The organism is Pseudobutyrivibrio sp. YE44 (assembly GCF_900104335.1).
Classification (GTDB): domain Bacteria; phylum Bacillota; class Clostridia; order Lachnospirales; family Lachnospiraceae; genus Pseudobutyrivibrio.
In genome coordinates this window covers 356,807-379,350 of the sequence record NZ_FMXT01000002.1, presented here as the reverse complement: position 1 = coordinate 379,350, position 22,544 = coordinate 356,807, and the positions used below count along the sequence as shown (strand labels likewise).

The 22,544-nt window shown below is 35.1% G+C and carries 20 protein-coding genes; 15 read left to right on the top strand and 5 right to left on the bottom strand.

The features are described 5' to 3' along the window. Positions 1-91 precede the first annotated feature (91 nt). Positions 92-511 (top strand): MOFRL family protein, encoded by a 420-nt coding sequence (locus BLR54_RS15200; protein ID WP_330388147.1) that lies wholly within the window; start codon positions 92-94, stop codon positions 509-511. 14 nt (positions 512-525) lie between these two features. Continuing rightward, entirely contained in the window at positions 526-846 is a 321-nt protein-coding gene (locus tag BLR54_RS05830) for a glutaredoxin domain-containing protein (RefSeq protein WP_090418029.1), read from the top strand. Positions 847-897: 51 nt separating this feature from the next. Here BLR54_RS05830 and BLR54_RS05825 read toward each other — a convergent pair whose 3' ends face one another. After that, complete coding sequence (locus BLR54_RS05825) at positions 898-1,104, bottom strand: hypothetical protein (protein WP_090418026.1); 207 nt, start codon at positions 1,102-1,104, stop codon at positions 898-900. Between the two features lie 29 nt (positions 1,105-1,133). Continuing rightward, positions 1,134-1,724 carry a helix-turn-helix domain-containing protein gene (locus BLR54_RS05820; protein ID WP_090418024.1) on the bottom strand — a complete coding sequence of 197 codons (591 nt, stop codon included), beginning with the start codon at positions 1,722-1,724 and terminating at the stop codon, positions 1,134-1,136. Positions 1,725-2,000: 276 nt separating this feature from the next. Here BLR54_RS05820 and BLR54_RS05815 point away from each other — a divergent pair, with 276 nt between their 5' ends. Further along, on the top strand, positions 2,001-2,483 hold the full coding sequence (locus BLR54_RS05815) for a GNAT family N-acetyltransferase (RefSeq protein ID WP_176761864.1): 483 nt from the start codon (positions 2,001-2,003) through the stop codon (positions 2,481-2,483). A gap of 10 nt (positions 2,484-2,493) precedes the next feature. On the opposite strand, the gene BLR54_RS05810 is transcribed toward BLR54_RS05815, so the two are convergent. Next, on the bottom strand, positions 2,494-4,329 hold the full coding sequence (locus tag BLR54_RS05810) for a glycoside hydrolase family 3 protein (RefSeq protein ID WP_090418018.1): 1,836 nt from the start codon (positions 4,327-4,329) through the stop codon (positions 2,494-2,496). 268 nt (positions 4,330-4,597) lie between these two features. Between BLR54_RS05810 and slmA (BLR54_RS05805) the strand changes: the two genes are divergently transcribed. The 9 genes from slmA (BLR54_RS05805) to BLR54_RS05765 all read left to right on the top strand — a co-directional run bounded on the left by slmA (BLR54_RS05805) (position 4,598) and on the right by BLR54_RS05765 (position 17,091). After that, positions 4,598-4,789, top strand: coding sequence for a salivaricin M family lantibiotic (gene slmA / locus BLR54_RS05805; RefSeq protein ID WP_090418504.1), 192 nt, complete (start codon positions 4,598-4,600; stop codon positions 4,787-4,789). Between the two features lie 82 nt (positions 4,790-4,871). Next, positions 4,872-5,069, top strand: a complete 198-nt coding sequence (slmA, locus tag BLR54_RS05800) for a salivaricin M family lantibiotic (protein ID WP_090418014.1) — start codon at positions 4,872-4,874, stop codon at positions 5,067-5,069. A gap of 87 nt (positions 5,070-5,156) precedes the next feature. Continuing rightward, entirely contained in the window at positions 5,157-5,357 is a 201-nt protein-coding gene (locus tag BLR54_RS05795) for a hypothetical protein (RefSeq protein ID WP_090418011.1), read from the top strand. A gap of 54 nt (positions 5,358-5,411) precedes the next feature. Then, complete coding sequence (gene lanM / locus BLR54_RS05790) at positions 5,412-8,474, top strand: type 2 lanthipeptide synthetase LanM (protein WP_090418008.1); 3,063 nt, start codon at positions 5,412-5,414, stop codon at positions 8,472-8,474. A gap of 34 nt (positions 8,475-8,508) precedes the next feature. Continuing rightward, positions 8,509-10,650, top strand: a complete 2,142-nt coding sequence (locus tag BLR54_RS05785) for a peptidase domain-containing ABC transporter (protein ID WP_090418005.1) — start codon at positions 8,509-8,511, stop codon at positions 10,648-10,650. Positions 10,651-10,692: 42 nt separating this feature from the next. Beyond that, positions 10,693-11,463 carry an ABC transporter ATP-binding protein gene (locus tag BLR54_RS05780; protein ID WP_090418002.1) on the top strand — a complete coding sequence of 257 codons (771 nt, stop codon included), beginning with the start codon at positions 10,693-10,695 and terminating at the stop codon, positions 11,461-11,463. Then, the gene (locus BLR54_RS05775) at positions 11,450-13,471 is read left to right on the top strand and encodes an ABC transporter permease (protein ID WP_090417999.1); all 2,022 of its coding nucleotides are present in this window, start codon (positions 11,450-11,452) and stop codon (positions 13,469-13,471) included. Before BLR54_RS05780 ends, BLR54_RS05775 begins: the two co-directional genes overlap by 14 nt. Positions 13,472-13,636: 165 nt before the next feature. After that, entirely contained in the window at positions 13,637-16,219 is a 2,583-nt protein-coding gene (clpB, locus tag BLR54_RS05770) for an ATP-dependent chaperone ClpB (RefSeq protein ID WP_090417996.1), read from the top strand. A gap of 128 nt (positions 16,220-16,347) precedes the next feature. Next, positions 16,348-17,091 carry a LytR/AlgR family response regulator transcription factor gene (locus BLR54_RS05765; RefSeq protein ID WP_090417993.1) on the top strand — a complete coding sequence of 248 codons (744 nt, stop codon included), beginning with the start codon at positions 16,348-16,350 and terminating at the stop codon, positions 17,089-17,091. Positions 17,092-17,148: 57 nt separating this feature from the next. Here the strand turns inward: BLR54_RS05765 and BLR54_RS05760 are convergent, their stop codons facing one another. Beyond that, positions 17,149-17,874 carry a LytR/AlgR family response regulator transcription factor gene (locus tag BLR54_RS05760; RefSeq protein ID WP_090417990.1) on the bottom strand — a complete coding sequence of 242 codons (726 nt, stop codon included), beginning with the start codon at positions 17,872-17,874 and terminating at the stop codon, positions 17,149-17,151. Between the two features lie 113 nt (positions 17,875-17,987). On the opposite strand from BLR54_RS05760, the gene BLR54_RS05755 reads away from it, so the two are divergent. Beyond that, positions 17,988-18,530: an accessory gene regulator B family protein gene (locus BLR54_RS05755; RefSeq protein ID WP_090417987.1), complete on the top strand. Its 543-nt coding sequence runs from the start codon at positions 17,988-17,990 to the stop codon at positions 18,528-18,530. 15 nt (positions 18,531-18,545) lie between these two features. On the opposite strand, the gene BLR54_RS14920 is transcribed toward BLR54_RS05755, so the two are convergent. After that, on the bottom strand, positions 18,546-18,686 hold the full coding sequence (locus BLR54_RS14920) for a hypothetical protein (RefSeq protein ID WP_176761862.1): 141 nt from the start codon (positions 18,684-18,686) through the stop codon (positions 18,546-18,548). Positions 18,687-19,387: 701 nt separating this feature from the next. Between BLR54_RS14920 and BLR54_RS14915 the strand changes: the two genes are divergently transcribed. Beyond that, positions 19,388-20,221: a sensor histidine kinase gene (locus BLR54_RS14915; protein WP_176761861.1), complete on the top strand. Its 834-nt coding sequence runs from the start codon at positions 19,388-19,390 to the stop codon at positions 20,219-20,221. Positions 20,222-20,451: 230 nt separating this feature from the next. Continuing rightward, positions 20,452-22,542 carry an endo-1,4-beta-xylanase gene (locus BLR54_RS05745; protein WP_090417982.1) on the top strand — a complete coding sequence of 697 codons (2,091 nt, stop codon included), beginning with the start codon at positions 20,452-20,454 and terminating at the stop codon, positions 22,540-22,542. Positions 22,543-22,544: the final 2 nt, after the last annotated feature.

Sequence of the window (22,544 nt, the reverse complement as noted above, 5' to 3'; positions counted from 1 at the left end):
TTATATTACTGGTTCTGTTAGAGAACTATGTGTAGCTGCTTCTAAAGTATGTGAAGAACTAGGCTATAAAACAACTATCCTGACTGATGAATTGGTTTGTGAGGCTAGGGATGCCGGTTGTTTTCTCGCAAGTATTGCTAAAACTCACTGTAAAACCACAGAAAAGCTGGCTTTTATTGCTGGAGGTGAGACTGTTGTACATTTGACCGGAAATGGCAAAGGAGGAAGAAACCAGGAACTGGCTCTTAGTGCTGCCTCATATATTTCAAATCTTCCCAATGTAGCAATTGCTTCTGTGGGTAGCGATGGAACGGATGGTCCAACAGATGCTGCAGGTGGATATGTTGATTCAGATACATATAAAGCGCTTGAAGATAACGGTATAAATATTTATGATGTTCTACAAGATAATGATGCCTACAATGCGCTTAAAGTAACAGATGGCTTGATTATGACTGGAGCTACAGGAACAAATGTAAATGATGTAGCAATAGTTCTAATCGACACATAGGAGGTAAAAAGCCCATGATTAAAGTATATGGAAGTAGTCTTTGTCCTGATTGCATCAATTTTGAGCATAATCTTACAAAGAATAATATTGAATATGAATACATTGATATCCATAAAAGTATGGCTAATTTAAAAGCATTCCTGAAATTGAGAGATACTAATCTAGCTTTTGATAATACAAAAGCAAATGGATATGTTGGTATCCCTGCAATTGTTTTTGAAGACTTAACTGTAGATCTTGATTGGGAGAAGTATCTTAGAGACAAAGGGATTTCTATCATCTACTTAGATAAGGAGAAAACATCCAGCTGCGACATTAATGGAAATGGATGCTAAATATGAAACAAGGCTGCCTATAAGGCAGCCTTGTTTGGGATATAAAGAATTCTACTCTTCAGATGCTTCTTTCTTATTATTTCTCATATTGACAACTATGTTTGCAAAAAGTCCATAGAAGAACATGAATATGCCAGCTCCGTGAGCTAAACCAATATAGTATTCTCTGTGAACAATATGATTAATTGCTAAAACCATTACAATACCGATAAATGCCATTACTTCGTATCCGTTAATTTTATTCATTGTATTTTTCATTTTTATTATTCTCCTTTTCTTATATAAATTTATAATCCTAAAAATCTTTTACATACAAATACTACTGAAAAACTTACTACACCTGCTACCAAAGCGGAAGCTAATGTTACAACTACAGTTTGATATGGACGTTTTCCGATTTCCTGCTGCTTTGCAGTATCATCAAGTGTCTTTCCATTCATAAAGGAAACAATTTCTTTATAAGTACTTACATCGTTTTCCTTTTCAATCTGGTTAAGCTTTGTAGCAAAATAAAATGTTACTATCATAAGTAATCCCCCAGGAATAAATGCCCAGGCACCAATTAATAGATATAATGGCCCACCGGTTAAGGCTAAAATAAGTAAGCACAGTAACATTGCTTTTCCGTAGAACTTCATTAGAGTTACATCTTGTTCGTTAATAATCTTTTGCATCTTTTCCACATCTCCTTTGACTAATTGATCAATAGAGACATCAAATAGAGTACTAAGTAAAAGTAAGCTCTGGATATCAGGATAACTCTTTTCGTTTTCCCAATTAGAAATTGTTTGTCGTGATACAAACATCTTCTCAGCAAGTTCGTCCTGATTCCAATTGAGTGAATTTCTGTAATCCTTAATTCTTTTTCCTAGTTCCATTTGTGTCCTCCCTGTTGTTGTCTCAATAGTAGTCAAAGCAAGATGTATTTGCCATCAAAAGTCTTTTACAATGGCGTAAAATGGGGATGTAAAAGGTTTTTTACATCCTATTTTTTCATCATAAAAACGGCATTTTCATGAATTCCTATGCTAACGATATTACTATATTTCTCACATAAAAGACAATGATTATATTGTGTTGACAAACTATAAAAGGTTAATCTATATTTTATAGAAATCAGGTGTAATGAGGTACAGAACTATGGGAGGATTTACGTGCGAGAAATAATGCTAGCCACACAGGCAGATAAAAATGAAATTTTAAAACTATATAAATCTCAATTAGGAAGAGAGTATTGTCCTTGGAATGAATATTATCCTGAGATGGAAGAAATAGATTTTGATTTATCCAGAGATTCTCTTTTTGTTATGAAGGATGATGGAAAGATTATTGCTGCTATCACTATTGATGACGATGAGGAAGTAACATCTTTGCCATACTGGACAGACGAACTTCTACCAGGTGCAGAGCTATCACGTCTTGCGGTAGACACCAGTCTACAAGGACAGGGAATCGCAAAAGAAATGGTGATATATGGTATGAAGGAAATTAAAAGAAGAGGTTTCAAAAGCCTCCACTTTCTGGTAAACAGAAATAATGTGAAGGCTTTGAAATGTTATTCGTCATTTGATTTTGAAAAGGTTGGCGAATGTGAAATCTTCGAGCAACCTATGTATTGCTATGAAAAGGCGTTGTAAAGCTAAAAAATTATTTTACTTGTACAGGTAATTTTCCCTTCGCCCCGGCGCCACCAAACAATACATAGATTGCAGCAGGAAGATTAGGTCCATATTGTTTTGTATTTGGCTTGTAGCTTGGAAGCTCTGTCATTCCTCTAGCGTTGTAGCAGGCTACAATGCCATCAGCATCTGGATACAAAGCAGTGTCATAAGGTAAATGTGCGCTTAACACAATTGCCTTTGCATTAATTTTATGTGCTTCAGAAATAACATTTGTTACAAAAGCTTTATTATCTATTTCTGCCGAGTAAATTGCGGAAAGGCAGATAACCACATCTGCACCAGCAATATTTTGAGCTACGTTAAATTTGTCATAATCTTCAACATAAACTGTAGTTATATTTTTCTTGTTAATCTTAACCCCACTTTCCTTTAGCTTATTCATTGCAAAATCAAAGGACTTTTGTTGGCTATCAGATGGATATAGGATTACCACCTTTTTATCTGATGCTATAGGAAATGCCTTATCATTTTTCACTGAGGTAATGGCCTCAAGTGCAATATCCCATTCAGTATCATGATGTGCTTTACAGCCAACAATATTTTCAGCAGCCATTGCTGAAGGCTGAATTCGTGACCACTTGCTTACAGTGTTTAAAGTATCATCTACTAATAAACCATACTTTGCCTTCATTTCTAAAATTCTTGTAACTGAATCATTTACAGCATCTATTGATATTTCTCCAGCATTAATTGCGGCTACTATATTGTTAATGTAAGTGTCCAGATTCCTTAATCCTTCTTCAGTGGACAAATCCAGAGGAATCAAAAGCATATTTGCACCAGCATTGATAGCAAGCTTTGTTGCATCCATCTTGTCAAAATGCTTTGCAATTGCATCCATATCTAAGGCGTCAGTAATAATAACTCCATCAAAGCATAAATCCTTTCTCAGGATTCCTGTAAGAATTGTTTTTGAAAGAGTGGCAGGTAAATTAATCTGTTCGCCTGTAAGTTTCGAAGTATATGTTCCAGTTTCAATCTTTGGATACTGGATATGTGCTGTCATTACAAAATCTGATTTCTTTGCAACTGCAGCGTAAGGAATAAGCTCCATTTGCTTCAGTTCGTCATAGGTCTTGTTAATCAGAGGTAAGCCAGTATGACTGTCTGTGGCAGTATCTCCATGACCTGGAAAATGTTTAAGGGCAGTCATTACGCCATTTCTGTGAAGACCTTCTATATATTTAAGTCCAAACTTTGCAACTGTATTTGGGTTATCGGAGAATGAACGAACTCCGATAATAGGATTTCCAGGATTGTTATTAACATCCATTACAGGAGCAAAATCCACGTTTATTCCTTGTATAGCAAGCTCTTTTCCAATGACATTAGCAGCACGGTAGGCGTTTTCAGGATTACCTGTAGCACCGATAGCCATGTTGCCAGGCATTTGTGTTCCAGTCTGAAGTCGAGTAATGTAGCCACCTTCCTGATCGATGGAAATAAGTAGTGATGACTTTGCGCCGCCTTGAAGATTGGCTTTTTGCATTTCATTAACAAGCTCTGTGGTCTGTGTAGCTTCCTGAGTGTTCTGTGCAAAAAGAATAACACCACCAAAGTTGTATTTTGTCAGTGTTGCCTTTTGTAGGTCATTTAATTCAGTAACACCCTTCTTATTATCCCCGGTGCCCCAATATCTAAAAGAAGGCATAATCATTTGCGCCACCTTCTGTTCTAGTGGCATTTCTGAAACAAGCTGCTCAATACTGCCCTTGGCTTGAGCATTCACGGTACCCAAAGGGCTGATAACCGTAACAGTTGTTAGTAGTAAAGCTACTGCAAAAGCGAATCTTTTCCTCATAATCCTCCTCCTTTGTTATCAATGTTTATTGACTATATTTCGTTAGTGTACCCTTAATTTATGAAATTACTGTGTATTTTTCGCATAAACGTATCTGGTTGGAACGAAAAATGCAGATTTTTATCGTTTTATGCATGTTTTAAGAATTAAAGATAATAGGTGCTAGAATTCTTCTTGTAACAGTTACAGAAACACAAATTAATAAATTGCAATTTAGAAAAAACAAAAAAAATATTTTATTTAAGAAAGGAAAAAAATTATGAGCAAAATGACAGAAAGAAACCCAATCGAAAGACCAGAAGATACTATGGCAGTACAGAACGAGATCAACGAGCAGGATCTTGCAGGCAAGTCAGGAGCAGGAGCTGGTACAGCAATCCAGTTAACACTTGCAGGTAAGTGTGGCGGCGCATTTACATTTTCTTATGAGTGCACATCAAGCCATGTTTCATGCGGCTAATAAGTAATTAGATAAGAACAATTAAATGTAGTCGATTAGTAAACAAATTAAAACAAATTTTATTTAAGAAAGGAAAAATATTATGAACAAGAAGACAGAAAGAAACCCAATCGAAAGAACAGAGGAAATGGCAGTAGCACGTGAGATTAACGAGCAGGATCTCGCAGGTAAGTCAGGAGCAGGAGCTGGTACAGCAATTCAGTTAACACTTGCTGGTAAGTGCGGAAGAGGATTTACAATTTCTTACGAGTGCACATCAAGCCATGTTTCATGCGGCTAAAAAATAAATAAGGAACAATAATAATAGTTTTTAATGTGCTGCAGTGTGTGAGCACTGCAGCAGTTGTTTATAAATTAAGGAGAAAACATGAACAAGAAGACTTGGAGAAATCCATTTAACAGAAAAGAAGATAATAGAGCAGTAGCTTATGAGATTGATGATCAGGATTTGGTTGGTACTTCAGGTGGAGGAGTAGTTACAGCATTACGACTTACCTTAGCTGGAAGATGTTGCGATGATGCGTTAACAATGGCAAGTGCTTGTTGTCCACCTAAAAAAAATTATTAATATCTCTAAAAGACTAAATGTAATGAGATAAATGGTTTGGAGGTCTTTAATTTAATGAAACAAGTTGTAAATGAGGAACGAGAAAAAGTAGCGGCATTTTGGAGATCTTTTTTTCCTGAGATAAAAAATGATGAGGACTACAATCGAATTATCACTACCATTTTAGATAAGACTGTAGAAGAAGTGATTGAATGCCGCGAAAAGGAGAACGCACAAGACATAAATGCGTTATATTTTGGAAAATTTAACCATATTCCTAGCGAGATGCAGAAACTAGATGATGTTTTGCAAAAGTATTGTCAGTGGTTGTATTTCTTTGAACCTATAGTGGCTGGATACTACGAAAAATATGTTGAATTGATTAATAGTGCTGAATTCATAAAGGATAAAAAGCAATTTACTGAGAAGCTATTCAAAAATATTTATTTTAAGCTTATGAACATGGGATATAGAACCCTAGTACAGGAAACAGGAATTGCTGAGGAGGAAAATCTATTAAAAGGAAATAACTCTGAAGAAAAAAATGAGTACTATTGCAAGCAACTACTAAGAAATCCTGAATATTTAAAAGAAATATATAGTATCTATCCTGAACTTATACGTTTATTAGATATAAGAGTTCGAGATATATACGTTTATATTGGCGAGATTTTTGAGAATATTGAATGTGCAAAAAATAGAACTATTGATTTCAATTTTGATACATTGGAAGAATTAGAAATTGGCCAGGGGGATACTCATAATGGTGGTAGAAGTGTAGTGAAATTAACGTTTAATAATGGAAACGTTTACTACAAGCCACGAAGCATGAAAATAGAGAAATCTTTTATTAAATTTCAAAAATGGTTAAAGGAGAACTGTCCAGAATATAAAGCAGATTTTACATATAAAATTTGGGATGTTGGAAATGCAGGATTTATGAAACAGATTGATAATAATGAATGCAAATCTGACCAGGAGATAAACGAGTTTTATTATAAAATTGGTCAATTATTATGCGTGCTTTATACGTTTAATGCTAAAGATTTCCATAGCGAAAATGTAATAGCTGACGGAAATACGCCAGTTTTAATTGATATGGAGACATTATTGCATGTTTCTTTTGAGAATGAACTACAAGAAAACATTATCTTTGAGGTGAGCAAAAAGATTGAAGAGTCTGTAATTGGAACAGCCTTGTTACCGACTTTGCTGCCTAATATGAAAACCAATGAAGTTATGGAAGTTGGTGGAATAGGTAGAGCTTGTAAACAATTTTCACCTTTCAAGACTCAAGTTTTGAGAAATGTAGGGTCTACTGATGTAAGAATTGAGTTTGTAAATAAGGAAATCCTTCCAAACAAAAATCATCCAGTAATCAATGGAAAGCCTGTGGGCTGCACAGATTATTTAGAGGTAATAAGAGATGGGTTTCAGCAAGTATATAACTGGATAGAGTGTAATAAAGAAGCTTATATAGCTGAAATTAAATCGGTTTTTGGTGATATAGAAAGCCGTGCGATTATTAAAAATACCAATGTGTATAATCAGCTAATCGAAACAGGTTTTCATCCAGATCTTTTACACAATAAATGGGATAGAAATATTTATTTATGCAGATTAGGAATGTTTCTAGTTCAAAAGGATGAATGGAAATATAAGAATGTATATCAATATGAGTACAATGAGTTAAATAGAGGCGATATACCAATATTTTTTGTTGTGGCTAATAAGGATAAATTATATACAAATGATGGGAAGGCATTTCATCAAATAAATAAAGGGCAGACTGTTGTTGATACTTTAGAAAAGAAAGTAAAAACTATGGATTTAACAGATTGCCAACGTCAACTAGCACTTATTAATCAAAGCTTTCTGGGATGCAAGATAAAAACTGATTTACCTGAAAAAACAAAAACAGTTTTTGTTGAAAATGATAAGGAAATAGAAATACATGAAGGTAATATTGCTACGGCAGAAAAGATAGCAAACTTATGTGGTCAAAGAAGTATTAATAAGGCTATAGAAAATGAAAATCATTCTATGTGGATTGGAATGATGGGATTTGGAAATGATTATTATAGAATCACTCCAATAGGTCTTTCTATTTATCGTGGTAATGGAGGCTTGGCTTATTTTTATTACGAATTATATAAAAAGACTAGAAAAAAAGAGTATCTAGGAATGGCTGAAAAAACTTTCGGTCCAGTTCTAAAGCATTTGTTGGAACATGAAGTTCCTGAAGATTATGAAGGTTGGGGAGCTTTTACAGGAATAGCGTCTGAGTTGTATATGGCGTTATATGTTTATAAAAACGGTTTTAGTTCCAAATTAAATGCAGAAGTTATTGAAAATATATTAGAAAACAATATATGTCCGTTAAAAGAATACATTAAGAATGAAAACCAAATTGATTTTCTTTCCGGAATGACTGGAATACTTGGTGTATATATAGCGGCATACAAATTAGGGTTTAGGGGGAAGAAAAATTCTATTTCGTGTTTCTTAGAATATTTGGGAAATATGCTTGTAGAGTGTGCCCAGGAGGTAGATGACGATAAAAATACCTGGTTTATAGATAATATAGGCTATGCACACGGAAATGCTGGTGTTATCTCTCAAATGGCTCGTTTATACGATATTACAAAAAATGATGTGCTGAAAGATTGTATTAACAAAGCACTACGCTATGAGAGGGAAAATGGTTTTGATAAAGAAACAGGAAAATGGAGATTTAGAAAAGGAGCTCACTATTATTCCTGGTGTAATGGAATTGGGGGCTTACTATTAGAAAAGCTCATATTAAAGGACTTAAAGTGGAAGGATGATATGCTTCTCGATGAAATAAATACGTTATGTGCCCAGCTTAAAAGAACTGGGTTTGGAAATGATAGTAGTATTTGTCATGGTGATATGGGCAGTATATTACTCCTTAAACAGAGTGCAAGAGTCTTAAAAGATAAAGATCTTTTTGAAAAATGTGTAAATACCGAGCAAAACTTTTTGAATAGGTATTTGTATAGATATTGGAATAAGCTAATACTCAAAGAAGACTGGAGTTTAATGACCGGGCTTAGTGGAGTAGGTTTATCCTTAATCGCAGATGAAGAATTGATTGATATTTTAAGTCTTACTTAACAACAAATCACTGTTATAAAGATTGGAGTTATAAATGAGTGTGATAAAGCATGAAAGGAGAGTGCCTTTTGTGGCACAATCGCAAAAAACTGAATGTGGTTTGACATGCGTATGTATGATAAATCGATACTATAAGAATAGTATTCCCATGGAAGAATTACGTAAAGATTTAGAAGTAGGACGAGATGGAAGTTCTTTTTTACAAATAAAGCAATTGTTGGAAAAAAAGGGATTTATTGTAAAGAGTTATAAAATCCCTGTGCATGAACTTGATGCACTTGATAATCCATCCATTATTCTATGGAAAAACAAGCATTTTATCGTTTTGGAAAAAATGAAAAATGGTAAAGCGACAGTTGTTGATCCGGCGATAGGAAGATATCATTTGTCATTAAGCGAACTGGAGGCTGGCTATTCAGGTTATGCGATTACGCCTCGTCCAGGAGAGCATTTTCATCCTAACAAAAAAAAGACACAACCGTGGAAATATTTTCTTAGGTATATCTTTGAAAATAAAGAATTATACGTCAGGATTCTATTTTTATCATTAATCGTTTACGCATTTACCTTGGGAGTTCCGATTATTATACAACGTATAATAGACGATTTAATGATGCAAAAAGGGATAAATACAGGAAATGCATTGTTTATAGGTTTTGCAGTGCTAAGTATTATGTATTTTATAGTTAGCCTTATTAGAAATTTTAGCCTTGCAAAGCTGCGAGTAGTGATTGATAAATCAATTAATACTAATATTTTTATGCATTTATTGAGAATACCATTTAAGTTTTTTGCACTTAGAAGTAGTGGAGATATTATTTATTCATTAAATGGTAGCTTAAGAATAAAGGATATATTTGCCAATCAATTTATAACATCTTTTTTAGATTGTGGAGCAGGTATTGTTATCTTTACTTATATTTTATCCTTATCAAAAGAATTAGGAATTGCGGCTGCAATATTATTTGTCATTAATGTTGTTTTCATTGGTGTAACTAAAGATATTATTGTAGAGAATAATCGTTCCATTGTTGCAAGCAAGAGCAAGGTTGAAAGCATTCAAATGGAAACTGTTTACGCCATGATGGGAATAAAAATGTGTGCAATAGAGGATGACATTTTTGACACATGGAGCAGTGCCTATAAGAAATATTATGATAAGAACTGGGAAAATGAAAAAGTATCTAACCTTATAGGAACTATTAATTCTTTACTACAATTTGCATCGCCAGCATTTCTACTATTTTGGGGAATATATCTTGTAGAACAGAATAGACTCACGATGGGAGCTATAGTGGCAATCTATTCCTTAGGAGCTACTTTCTTCGGGGTATCATCATCGGTTCTAAATATGTGGCAGAGTATGATTAACAGCAACATTATTTTTGAACGCTTGGTGGATATCATGAAGTGCAAAGAAGAGGTAGTAGAGGATATCCCAAGAGAAGAAAGAATCGAAGGAAATATTAAGCTTAAAAACGTTTGTTTTAAATATACAAAAGATTCACCAGTAATTCTTAAGAATATAAATTTAGATATCGATAAGGGCATGAAGGTTGCAATTGTTGGAAAATCTGGGTCAGGTAAGAGCACATTAGCAAAGCTATTGGTTGGTTTATACAAGCCATCTGAAGGAGATATATTCTTTGATGGAAAAGAGATAGATAAATGGGCACAAAGACCTTTACGCAGACAAATGGGAATTGTTCCTCAAGACATAGTACTATTCAGCAATACAATCTATGACAATATCGTTATGAATAGAGAAAATTATGGATTAGAAGATGTGAGAAAGGCATGTAGAATAGCGAATATTGATGATGAAATTGAAAGCATGCCTATGAAATATCAAACAGGAATATCTGAGATGGGACTTAATATTTCTGGTGGCCAAAGACAACGTATAGCTTTAGCTAGAGCAATCATTGGAGAACCAAAAATATTGTTACTTGATGAGGCGACTAGTTCGTTGGATAACATAAATGAGAGAAACGTTTCAGATGAAATAAAACAAATGGGAACAACTCAGATTGTTATCGCCCATAGACTTTCAACAATTATTGATGCAGATTTAATTGTAGTTTTAGATCAGGGCGAAATTGTAGAAATTGGTAAGCATAATGAGTTGATAGAAAAGAATGGAAAATACAAAGAACTCTATCAGGAGTCCGCATAGTATATGTAAACAGAGTGTTTTAGCAAAGGAAGTGAGGACAGAATGGAAAAAGTTATTTTAAAAGTAGATGACATTCAAAAGCATTATGGAAAAAATGGGAACATTACAAAGGCAGTAGACCATATAAGCTTCAATGTGGAAGAAGGAGAGTTTATTGGAATTATGGGGGCTTCTGGTTCAGGCAAAACAACGCTTTTAAATAGTATTTCAACTATTGATAACGTAACCAGCGGTCATATATATGTAGATGATGAAGATATTACATCCTTGAAGGGAAAAGCCTTATCTACATTTAGAAGGAATAAATTAGGTTTTATTTTCCAGGATTTCAATTTGCTTGATACATTAACAGCAAGAGAAAACATTGCATTGGCGCTTTCCATTAATAAGGTTAATGCTTCTGAAATTGAAGACCGTATTGATAAGATCGCTAATGAATTGAATATCACGGAGGTATTAGATAAATATCCATATCAGATGTCAGGCGGACAGCAGCAGCGAGTAGCTGCTGCCAGAGCCATGATTACAAATCCATCGTTGGTTCTAGCAGATGAGCCAACTGGAGCCTTAGATTCAAAATCATCAAAGATGTTGTTAGGAATGCTTGATGAATTAAATGAAAAGAAGCAAGCAACAATACTCATGGTAACACATGATGCAATGTCGGCAAGTTATTGCAAGAGAATTCTCTTTATAAAGGATGGAAAGATTTTTAAAGAAATACATAGAAGCAATAAGGAGCGTAAAACATTCTTTCACGAGATAATGGAGATTGTATCCGTGTTAGGAGGTGAGGAAAATGACATCGCTTAAATTAATATTTAGAAATGTTAGGAAAAATGTGAAGAATTATGCCATATATTTCTTAACACTTATGATATCCGTAAGCATGTTTTATGCATTTAATTCTATAAAGGATCAGCCGGCTTTCACACAGTTATCCTCAACCAAGCGTATTTTTTCAGAGTCTTTAGGCCAGATGACTACTGTATTGTCTGTTGTGATAGCAATTGTTCTTGGTTTCCTGATGGTATACGCAAATAGTTTTCTTTTGAAAAGAAGAAAAAAAGAGTTAGGAGTATATACCATCCTTGGAATGGAAAAGGGACAGATTGCTAGATTGTTTGCAGGGGAAACACTTTGTGTTGGCGCAATTTCCTTAGTCTTCGGATTAGCTATTGGGCTATTAGTTTCTCAGGGGCTGGGAGTGATTGCTCTTAAACTTTTTGCGATTGATGTTGGGAAGTATACATTTGTTTTTTCAAAATCAGCAATATGTAAAACTATAATTTGCTTTGTAATTATATTCTTGATTATTCTTTTATTTAATGTGAAAAGCATATCTAGTTTAAAACCAATTGATTTGATTAGAGCAGAACGTAAAAACGAAGTATTGCAATTTAATAATATCTATCTGCAGGTGCTTTTATTTGTGATTTCAATAGCATCATTTGTGGTTGCTGGAATGATATTTAACAAATATGGATTGTTGCCAAAGAAAGGTAATTATCTATATCACTTGGCGGTATGTCTTGTGGCAATGGGAATGATATTACTGTTTTATTCTTCGGCGGTTGTAATTTTAAATATTTTGAAATCCAACAAAAAGCTATATTATAGAAAGCTAAATGTATTTTTAGCACAGCAGATTGGAAGTAAGATTAGAACAAACTATTTAATATTAGCGGTTATTTGTGGAATCCTAACTATTGCTATATGTGGATTAACAGCCGGAATAAGTACAGCTATTACAGTAAACGAGTTAGCCCAGTCAGCAACTCCATTTGATCTTATGATTGAAGATCAAGTAAAGATATCTGGTGATAAAGACGTAATTGAATATTTTGCAGGACGTGATATAGACTTTAACAATTATGCTGAAAAGTACACACAGATTAGTTGTTATAATAGTGATATAAAATATAAGGATTTATTTAAAAATCAAAATGTAAAGCTATGGAGAATGGACAAAGTTATTCCTGATTGTGAGGTTAGTATCATTTCTGTTTCTGATTTCAATAAGTCTTTGGAGATGCAAGGCAAAGAAGGAATAGTTCTTTACGATAATCAATATGCAGTAAATTGTAACTATGAAGGAACGATAAAGTATATTTCTAAATTTGTTAATAGCAATAGTCCATTGGAAATTGGAGGAAAAGAATTAACAAATGCATTTGATAAAGTATTACAAGAAACATACTTTATGACAGCCATAGGAAACAATGACAGAGGAACAATAATTGTTCCAGATAGTGTGGTAGCAAACCTTAATAAAGAAGCAAATTATCTATTGGTAAACTATAAGCCTGAGACCAATACCGAGGAAGTATTGAATAAGATGATTCCAATTGGATTAGAATGGGAAACAGAAGGCTATCGTTATACAGAAAAAACAGTTCTATATGATACCTATTATGGTATGGTAGCAGTTGTAATACTTCTTTCTATTTATATAGGATTGATATTCTTTATAATTTGTGCAGCAATCCTTTCATTAAATCAGTTGGCAGAAACAGCAGACAATGTTTTCAGATATGGATTGCTTCAGAAATTAGGTGTTGATAATAAATTATTATTCCACACTTTGTTCAAACAGATTGATATATTCTTTATTGCACCATTGATTCCAGCATTAATTGCTTCTTTATATGCTGTATCAAAAATCATCAAACTGGTTGAAGATTTCATGCATCTGCATATAAGTACAAATAGTTATATTACAATTGGAATTATTCTTGTTATATATGGTGGATACTTTGCGGTCACATATTTGGCTTGCAAGAATATTGTTAAGGAGAAGCATATCTCTGAAGCAGTTTAATATAATAATTCTTAAAAAAATATAAATTATTAGCACTCGGTGTTGACGAGTGCTAATTTTTGTTTTATAACATAATTAAGTTAGGAAGTTATTAGAGAAACACCTCATCAGTCAGCTTTGCTGACAGCTTCCCCTCAAGGGGAAGCCTAGGGGAAAGGAGAGTTTATGAACATCCAAAAATTTACTCAGAAATCTATAGAGGCCATTAATGGCTGTGAAAAGATAGCAATGGAGTATGGCAATCAGGAGTTGGAACAGGAGCATTTGCTGATGGCGTTAATGCGTCAGGAAAATGGGTTAATTCCATCCTTGATTAGCAAGATGAACATTGATATTAATCAATTCGTAAATGCGTTAGACGCAGCGCTAAGTGCCAGAGTAAAGGTACAAGGTGGCGAGCTGAGGGTAGGTCAGCATTTGAATTATGTTCTTACTTACGCTGAGGACGAAGCTAAGGCTATGCGAGACAGCTATGTTTCAGTGGAGCATTTGATGCTTGCTATGATTAAAAAGCCTAGCACTCCAATTAAAAACATCTTCAAAGAGTTTGGTATTACAAGGGATTCCTTCCTTGCAGTGCTTGCTACAGTTCGTGGAAATCAAACCGTAAATACGGATAATCCTGAGGCTACCTATGACACCCTTGAAAAGTATGGCTATGACCTGGTAGAGCGAGCTAGAGAAAACAAACTTGATCCTGTTATCGGTCGTGACGAGGAAATCAGAAATGTCATCCGTATACTTAGCCGTAAGACCAAGAACAATCCGGTTCTTATTGGTGAGCCTGGTGTTGGTAAAACGGCTGTTGTTGAGGGGTTGGCTCAGCGTATAGTTCGTGGTGATGTGCCAGATGCACTTAAAAATAAAAAGGTATTCTCTCTTGAGATTGGTTCTATGATTGCAGGCGCCAAGTATCAGGGTGAATTTGAGGAAAGATTAAAGGCAGTTCTTGATGAGATTAAAAACTCGGATGGAGAGATTATTCTTTTCATTGATGAGCTTCATACAATCATCGGCGCAGGAAAAAATGGCAATGGCGGCCTTGATGCAGGCAATATGTTAAAGCCTATGCTTGCCCGCGGTGAGCTTCACTGTATCGGTGCCACCACTCTTGATGAGTATAGAGAATACATTGAAAAGGATGCTGCACTTGAACGTCGTTTCCAACCTGTTATGGTTGATGAGCCAACGGTAGAAGATACTATTTCAATTCTCCGTGGATTGAAGGAACGCTACGAAGTATTCCATGGTGTAAAAATTACCGATGGGGCTCTTGTTTCAGCAGCAACACTTTCAAATAGATACATCTCAGACAGATTCCTTCCTGATAAGGCTATCGATCTTGTGGATGAGGCCTGCGCTCTTATTAAGACTGAGCTTGATTCAATGCCTGCAGAGCTTGATGAAATGAACAGACGAGTTATGCAGCTTGAAATTGAAGAGGCAGCCCTTAAGAAGGAAACAGATAAGCTTTCACAGGATAGACTTGCTGACCTTCAAAAGGAGCTTTCAGAGCTTCGCGATGACTACAACACAAAGAAGGCTGCATGGGATAATGAGAAGAAGCTGGTAGAGGATGTTACTAAGGTTCGAGAAGAGCTAGATGATGTTCAGGGCCAGATAAAAATTGCTCAGCAAAAGTATGATCTGGAGGAGGCAGCAAAGCTTCAGTATGGTCGTCTGCCACAGCTTGAAGCTCAGCTTGCAGAAGCAGAAGAAAAGCTAAAGAGCCGTGATGCAAATCTTGTTCATGAAAATGTTTCTGAGGATGAGATTGCTCGAATCATCTCAAGATGGACCGGCATCCCAGTTGCTAAATTAAATGAGACAGAGCGAAGCAAAACGCTTCATTTGGACGAGGAATTACACAAGAGAGTTATGGGACAGGATGATGCAGTTAAGCTTGTATCAGAAGCTATCATCCGTTCAAAGGCCGGTATCAAAGACCCATCTAAGCCAATCGGTTCATTCCTGTTCTTAGGACCAACAGGTGTTGGTAAGACAGAGTTGGCAAAGACCTTGGCACAGGCACTTTTTGACGATGAGAACGCAATGGTTCGACTTGATATGTCCGAGTACATGGAAAAGTTTAGTGTATCTAGACTTATTGGAGCGCCTCCAGGATATGTAGGCTATGATGAGGGCGGACAGCTTACAGAAGCAGTTCGTCGTAAGCCATACTCAGTTGTTCTTTTCGACGAGGTTGAAAAGGCACATCCTGATGTATTCAATGTATTGCTTCAGGTACTTGATGATGGTCGAATTACAGATTCTCAGGGACGTACTGTGGATTTCAAAAACACAATCATTATTATGACTTCAAACCTTGGTTCTCAGTATCTGCTTGAAGGTATTGATGAGAACACTGGCGAGATAACCAGTGCCACAAATGATATGGTAATGAATGAGGTGAGAAATTCCTTCCGTCCAGAGTTCCTAAATCGTCTCGACGAAATTATTATGTTTAAGCCTCTTACAAAGGGCAACATTGGTGGCATTGTCGACTTGATTATGGTAGAGCTTAACGACAGACTTGCTGACAGACAGCTTAAGGTTGAGCTTACAGATGCTGCAAAGCAGTTTGTAATTGACCAGGGCTATAATCCAGTATATGGTGCTAGACCACTTAAGCGTTTCATCCAAAAGAATGTGGAAACCATGGCTGCTAAAATCATCCTTGGTGGAGATATCCACGAGGGCAGCACTATCACTATTGATTCTGATGGCAACACTCTAAGCGCTAGATAGCTAATTGTTACGTTCAGAACCTAATATGAGCCATTCAGGACAGTTTCTCCATATATTACTTGTCAGATGATATTATAAAAATGCAAAAAGACAGAGAAGATATTTGCTGACAAGTATGGAGAAATAATATGCTGAACATATACATTTGTGAAGATGAATTAAATCAGAGAGAAGCCTTAGTTAAAAGTGTAGATAAAGCCATTAAAGAAGAAGAATTAAGGTTTACTGTGGTATGTGATACGGATAATCCATACAAAATATTGGAGCTGGTTCGTAAAGACGATAATGAATGCATTTTTTTCCTAGATATAGATTTGGGTCAAGAAATGAATGGAATTGAATTGTCTAGCGAGCTTAGAAAAATCAAACCAAGATGTTTTATCATATTTGTGACCACTCATTCGGAGATGTCTTATCTGACCTTTAATTATAGGGTGGAAGCAATGGATTTCATCATCAAGGATAATTATCGAGATATGGATTCAAGAGTTAAAAATTGTCTCCTTAATTGTGATTGTCTAAGCAATCAGAATCCAGAAGATGATGAAAAAACATTTAGTGTAAAGCTAGGTGATAAAATCAAGATGGTTCCAGTGGATAATATATTATACTTTGAAGTATCTGAAGCTAGCCGTAAAATTCTTTTACATGGAGAAAATTGTGAAATAGAGTTTGCGGGAAATATGAAAGATGTGGAAAGTAAGTTAGATGAACAATTCTATCGATGCCACAGATCCTTTATAATTAACAAAGAAAAAATATCCAGCGTTGATTATAATAAAAATCAGGTGATTTTATCCAATGGAAGCGAATGTCCCATGTCAATAAGACTGAAATCGGGATTGAGATATTTTGAAAAGAAAAGCGTATAAAAAACTCTTAAGTAAAAAAATTACTTAAGAGTTTTTTGCTGTTGAGGATATGTCATATTATTTATACAAAGAATGAATGTATCTAGACGAAACGATGCAAACTTCACCGTTGCTAAGTGTAACAGTTCGTTCTTTTAAGTCTATTTCTTTGATATGATTTCTATTTACAACAGTTGATCTATGACAAATGGCAAATTTATTACCCAATGCATTATGAACTTCTTTGATTTTTCCTTTAAATTCTAGAGAGCTATTTTCTGTGTGTAAAATAATCTTATGTGGAGTAGGAGACGTCTCAATGTAAAGAATGTCATCCTGTGGAATACAGTATTCTTTATCTCCAATCTTTGCAGCAAATATCTTGCTGGAATGATTGTTTGACGAAGAATAGCGTGCATACGCATTGTTTATACACTGATGTATACGAGAATGAAGATTATCCTTGTCGTCCTTAGGAATAAAATCCATCGCCTCAACCTTGTAAGTAAAAGTCATATAGCACATTTCTGAATGTGTAGTGACGAATACAATAAAGCCTCGTGGGTCTTTCTGGCGTATATGTTGAGCCAAAGTGAGACCGTTAATGTCAGAGCTTAGATCAATATCCAAAAAATAAAGGCCAACATTTTTATTTTCATCTATTGCTTTTAAAACTTCGTGGGGATTGTCAGTTGATAATTGTAAACTTAAATCATAGTCTTCAATTAGAATAATATTTTTAACATAATTGGTTATCAAATTGCGCTGTTCTGGATTATCTTCACAAATATAAATGTTTAGCATATAGACTCCTTGCGTGTATTTAGTTACAATAACTAGTAAATGTGTAATTTAAGACTATTTTACTTGTTTTAGGGTATATAGTCAAAAGTAATATGTAAATATGAGGTGTGAAAATGCAACATAATTTAGCAGAATATTTAGCGAAATTTATTATAAATGAAACGGACTCTGAGTATGATAGAACGCTGACTGTCTATGGCATAGAAGTATTCCTGAATGAGTTTTTAAAAGCCACGTTAATATTTATATTGGGAGTGTTGACAGGAAATCTAATAATATCGATGTTAAGCACATTCTTTGTGTTACTATCAAGGAAGATTATACAGGGGCGACATTTTTCTAATAATGTAATATGTACATTTTATTCTGTATTTACCTGTTTTATCGCACCAGTTATATTTTTACATATAGATATTCCTGTACGTATTCTTTATGCATCCATAGGCATAATCTTACTAAGCATTATTGGTATAGGAGTATATTACAACTACCATGAGCAAGGATATTATGTCCAGATAATAGTGTATATTATTTTATTGTTGGCGTGCATGGGAATAGCATATTTTAGCATTGGAATAAACGCTATAGGAAGTATAATGGCTGTCCAAATATGTACGGAAATTATGTGGATAAAAAGAGGGCATCCTGATGAGTAATCAGGATGCCTTCTTTTACTTAGGAGTATTTTGACAATTGCTCTTCTTTAAGGTTTCTGGAATTGGAACTGAATGAAATAATGTTACACATTTTTTCTGGTTTTGACATGCGTTAGTTCCTAGTTTCTTGATTTCGTTTTTAATTTGATTTCTCATTTTTTATTCCCCCTTGGATAAATAATAATTGCTTGTTACGAGTATTATTGTACTAGGTATATCTGTTTATGCAAAATATTGTAATGAAATGTCTTAATCTAGTCTTAAAAGTAAATAATTAATTATAAAATGAACAATTTTGAAACATTCGAGAATAAAAAGGCGGATTATTCGTATTGAGTAATATTACATGATAGAGTAGAATACATTAGAGAAAAGTAGGGAGTAAGGTGAAAGATATGATTAGTTTTGATTTGATTATATCTAGCATATGGATGCCAGCGGCGGCAAATATATTATGGCCAAAGAAAATAGAATTTAAAAATAGAATCTTAAGTATTGTGTTAATGATGATTGCATTTATATTGACCATGTCTGATAATTGCTCAGAGTTAAAAGTGGTTATTTTTTTCCCAATCAGTTTTTTGATTCTTTTTTTCTGCTTTAGAAGAGATTTATTAACGATACTGTTGGTTCCTGGAACGTATATGCTAGGTGTGTTATCTAACCAGTTTGTTAATATGATATTTGCTCTATTTTCAATAGACTATAATGCAACTCGACAAATTTTATTGCTTGATTGTATTTTGACTACCATACTTCTCGTACTGGTGTCACTATTAATTAGAAAAATATTTGTTTTCTATTTCAATACACTGCAATTTACCAATTCAAGAAAAGCTGTTATATCTACAAGCTTAATGTTGGCAGTTTCTACACTTATTTTTTTGATTAATGGGTGGCAGCTACGTAATCTTCAACTTGATCTTAAAACTGAAAATTGGTACAGATTGCTTTATTTTATTCAAGCTGTAATTATTATGGTAGTGTTCATTGCTGTAACAAAAAGTATACAGGCAAGTGAGAAAGCTAAACATGAAGATGAAAACCATCGAAATCTGGTGGAGTATACTTGTCAGATAGAGAATATGTATGAAGAACTTCGTTCCTTCAAACATGATTACACCAATGTTCTTTTGACGTTATCTGGGTATATTGATAATAATGATATGGATGGATTACGCAAATATTATCAGGATACAATCCTTCCTACTAATGAAAAGATTAATCAGGATAAATATCATTTGCACAAGCTTTCCAGAATTCAGGAGCCAGCCATTAAAGGAATGCTGTCAGCGAAGCTGATAAATGCTATGAATATGGGGTTAAAGATATTTGTAGATATTGTAGATGACATTCCAAGTATTTCTATGGGTGTAATCGACTTAACAAGAATACTTGGTATATATATTGATAATGCTGTGGAAGCTGCATTGGAGACTGAGAGTAAGGAAATAAAGTTTAATGTGGTGTTAGACAGTAATTCAGTAGTTATAGTGGTTATGAATTCCTTCATAAATAAAGGCATTGCTATTAATGAAATGGAAAAACATGCTGTAAGTACAAAAGGTGAGGGAAGAGGCATAGGGCTTAGTAATGTAAGTGAGATATTGCGTAGATACCCTAATGTTAATAAGATGACAGAAATGAAGAACGAATATTTTATTCAAACTCTTATAGTAGAAAATACATAAATGAAACAAAATTAATAAATTGTGCATAAAAACATCATGAAAAATATATATAATATTATTGACTCATGGGCGTAAAACCCCATGAGTTTTATTTTTGTGCAAAATAGAACAAGATTTGCTAAAAATAGCGCAAGATTTGTAAATTACAAAAATGTTAAGTAAGTTACAATTGTATTACTTGAGGGAGCGGAGTTAGAAAAAAATCTAATTCAGTAGGGGGAATACTGTAAATGAGAAAGAACATCTTCAAGAGTTTTGTTTCAAAACTCCTGGTACTCGTGTGCGCATTTACAATGTGCGTCTCAGTATCGACATTAGATGCTAAGGCAGCTAATGAAACTCTCCTGAACACATACGGTGCAAAGTATGGTTATTCAGGAACATGTATCAATTTGTATCAGCTTCGTGATGCAAAGCAGCTTTCAATTCTAAAGCAGCACTACAATTCTATTACTCTCGAAAATGAGATGAAGCCAGATGCTTTACTTGGTGGTTCAGCAAGACTTATCTCAGTTTCACAGGCAAAAAATCAGGGCTATTATATCCCAGACAATTACAAAGAGCAGTACGTACCACAGATTAACTTCAACACAGTTGATGAAGTTATGAAGATCTGCTACAACAATGGTCTTAAGATGAGAGCTCATACACTTGTATGGCACTCACAGACACCATCATGGTTCTTCCGTAATGGTTACAGCGGCGGACAGGGTTTTGTAAACCAGCAGACAATGGACGCTCGTCTTGAAATGTATGTTAAGACAGTTATGAACCACGTATACACAAACCAGTATGGTAGCGTTGTATATGCTTGGGATGTTTGTAACGAAGTTCTTCATGCACAGAACTCAGGATGGGAAGCAGTTTACGGTAGCAACAAGACAAATGCTACATACGTAAAGAAAGCATTCAACTATGCTTATGAGACACTTGAGTACTTCAAGCTTACAAATTCTGTAAAGCTTTTCTATAACGATTTCAATACTTACATTGAAAAAGACAAGGTTATTACACTTGTTAACTATATCAACCAGGGCAAGAAGGTTTGTGCAGGTGTTGGTATGCAGTCACACCTTGGAACAAACTATCCTTCAGTAGATTACTACATGGCAGCTCTTAACGCATTCCTTAGAGCTGGTTTTGAGGTTCAGATTACAGAGCTTGACATCACTAACAAGGGTGATGCTGATATGGCTAACTACACATACAACCTCTTAAAGCAGGTTAACGGTGCTAAGAAGAATGGTGGAAAGATCACTGGTATCACATGGTGGGGTCTTTCAGATCAGACAACATGGATCAACAACTCTAAGCCATTACTTTTCTCTACACCAGGTAATCCAAAGCAGTCTTACTACAAGGCTATCCAGGCTTACACAGAGACATTTGGTGGCGCTTCAAGCCAGACACAGCCTCAGCCAAAGCCAGAGACAAAGCCTAGCACAGAGAATGTAAACAACAACTCTACAGCAAACATTGCTAACGGTTGGTACTATCTTAAGAATACAAACTCTCAGAAATACCTTACAGTTGAAGGTGACAGCGCAAAGGCAGCTTCAAACGTTATCATCAGCAAGGGTACAGGCGTACAGGGCCAGAAGTGGTATGTGGAGAACAAGGGAAATGGTTATATCACACTTAAGTCTGGTCTTGGCGATTTCATGCTTGACGTAGCAAACGGCAAGGATGAGGATGGTGCAAATCTTCAGATTTACACAGCTTATGCTCATGACGCTCAGCAGTTCATCGTAAAGAATACAAAGAACAACGGCGTTTACACAATCGGTACAAAGTCTTCTAAGGGTACAAAGTACGTTGATGTTTACAACCACGGTAAGACAGATGGCACAAACGTATGCCAGTGGACATACTATGGTAACCCAAATCAGGAATGGATCTTTGAGCCAGTAAACAACTCTAGCTCAAAGCCTACTACACAGACACAGCCAAAGCAGGAGCAGCCTAAGACAGAGCAGCCAAAGCAGGAACAGCCAAAGACAGAGCAGCCTAAGGAAGAGACAAAGCCAGCAGCAGACGGACTTACACTTAGCCAGTCAATCAACAGCTGGGGAAGCGGCTACAACGTTAACATTAAGCTTGAGAACAAGACTGGAAAGTCAGTAAATGGCTGGACAGTTAAGGTTAAGAAGAGCGAAGTTAAAATCGATTCTAGCTGGAACATGAACGTTAAGTCTGAGGGTGATTATTATGTAATCACACCAGTTGATTGGAACAAGACTATCGCAGATGGTCAGTCAATCGAGTTCGGTTTCCAGGGTAGCGGAAGCATTGGAAGTTCTATCGACGCTAAGCTTCAGTAATC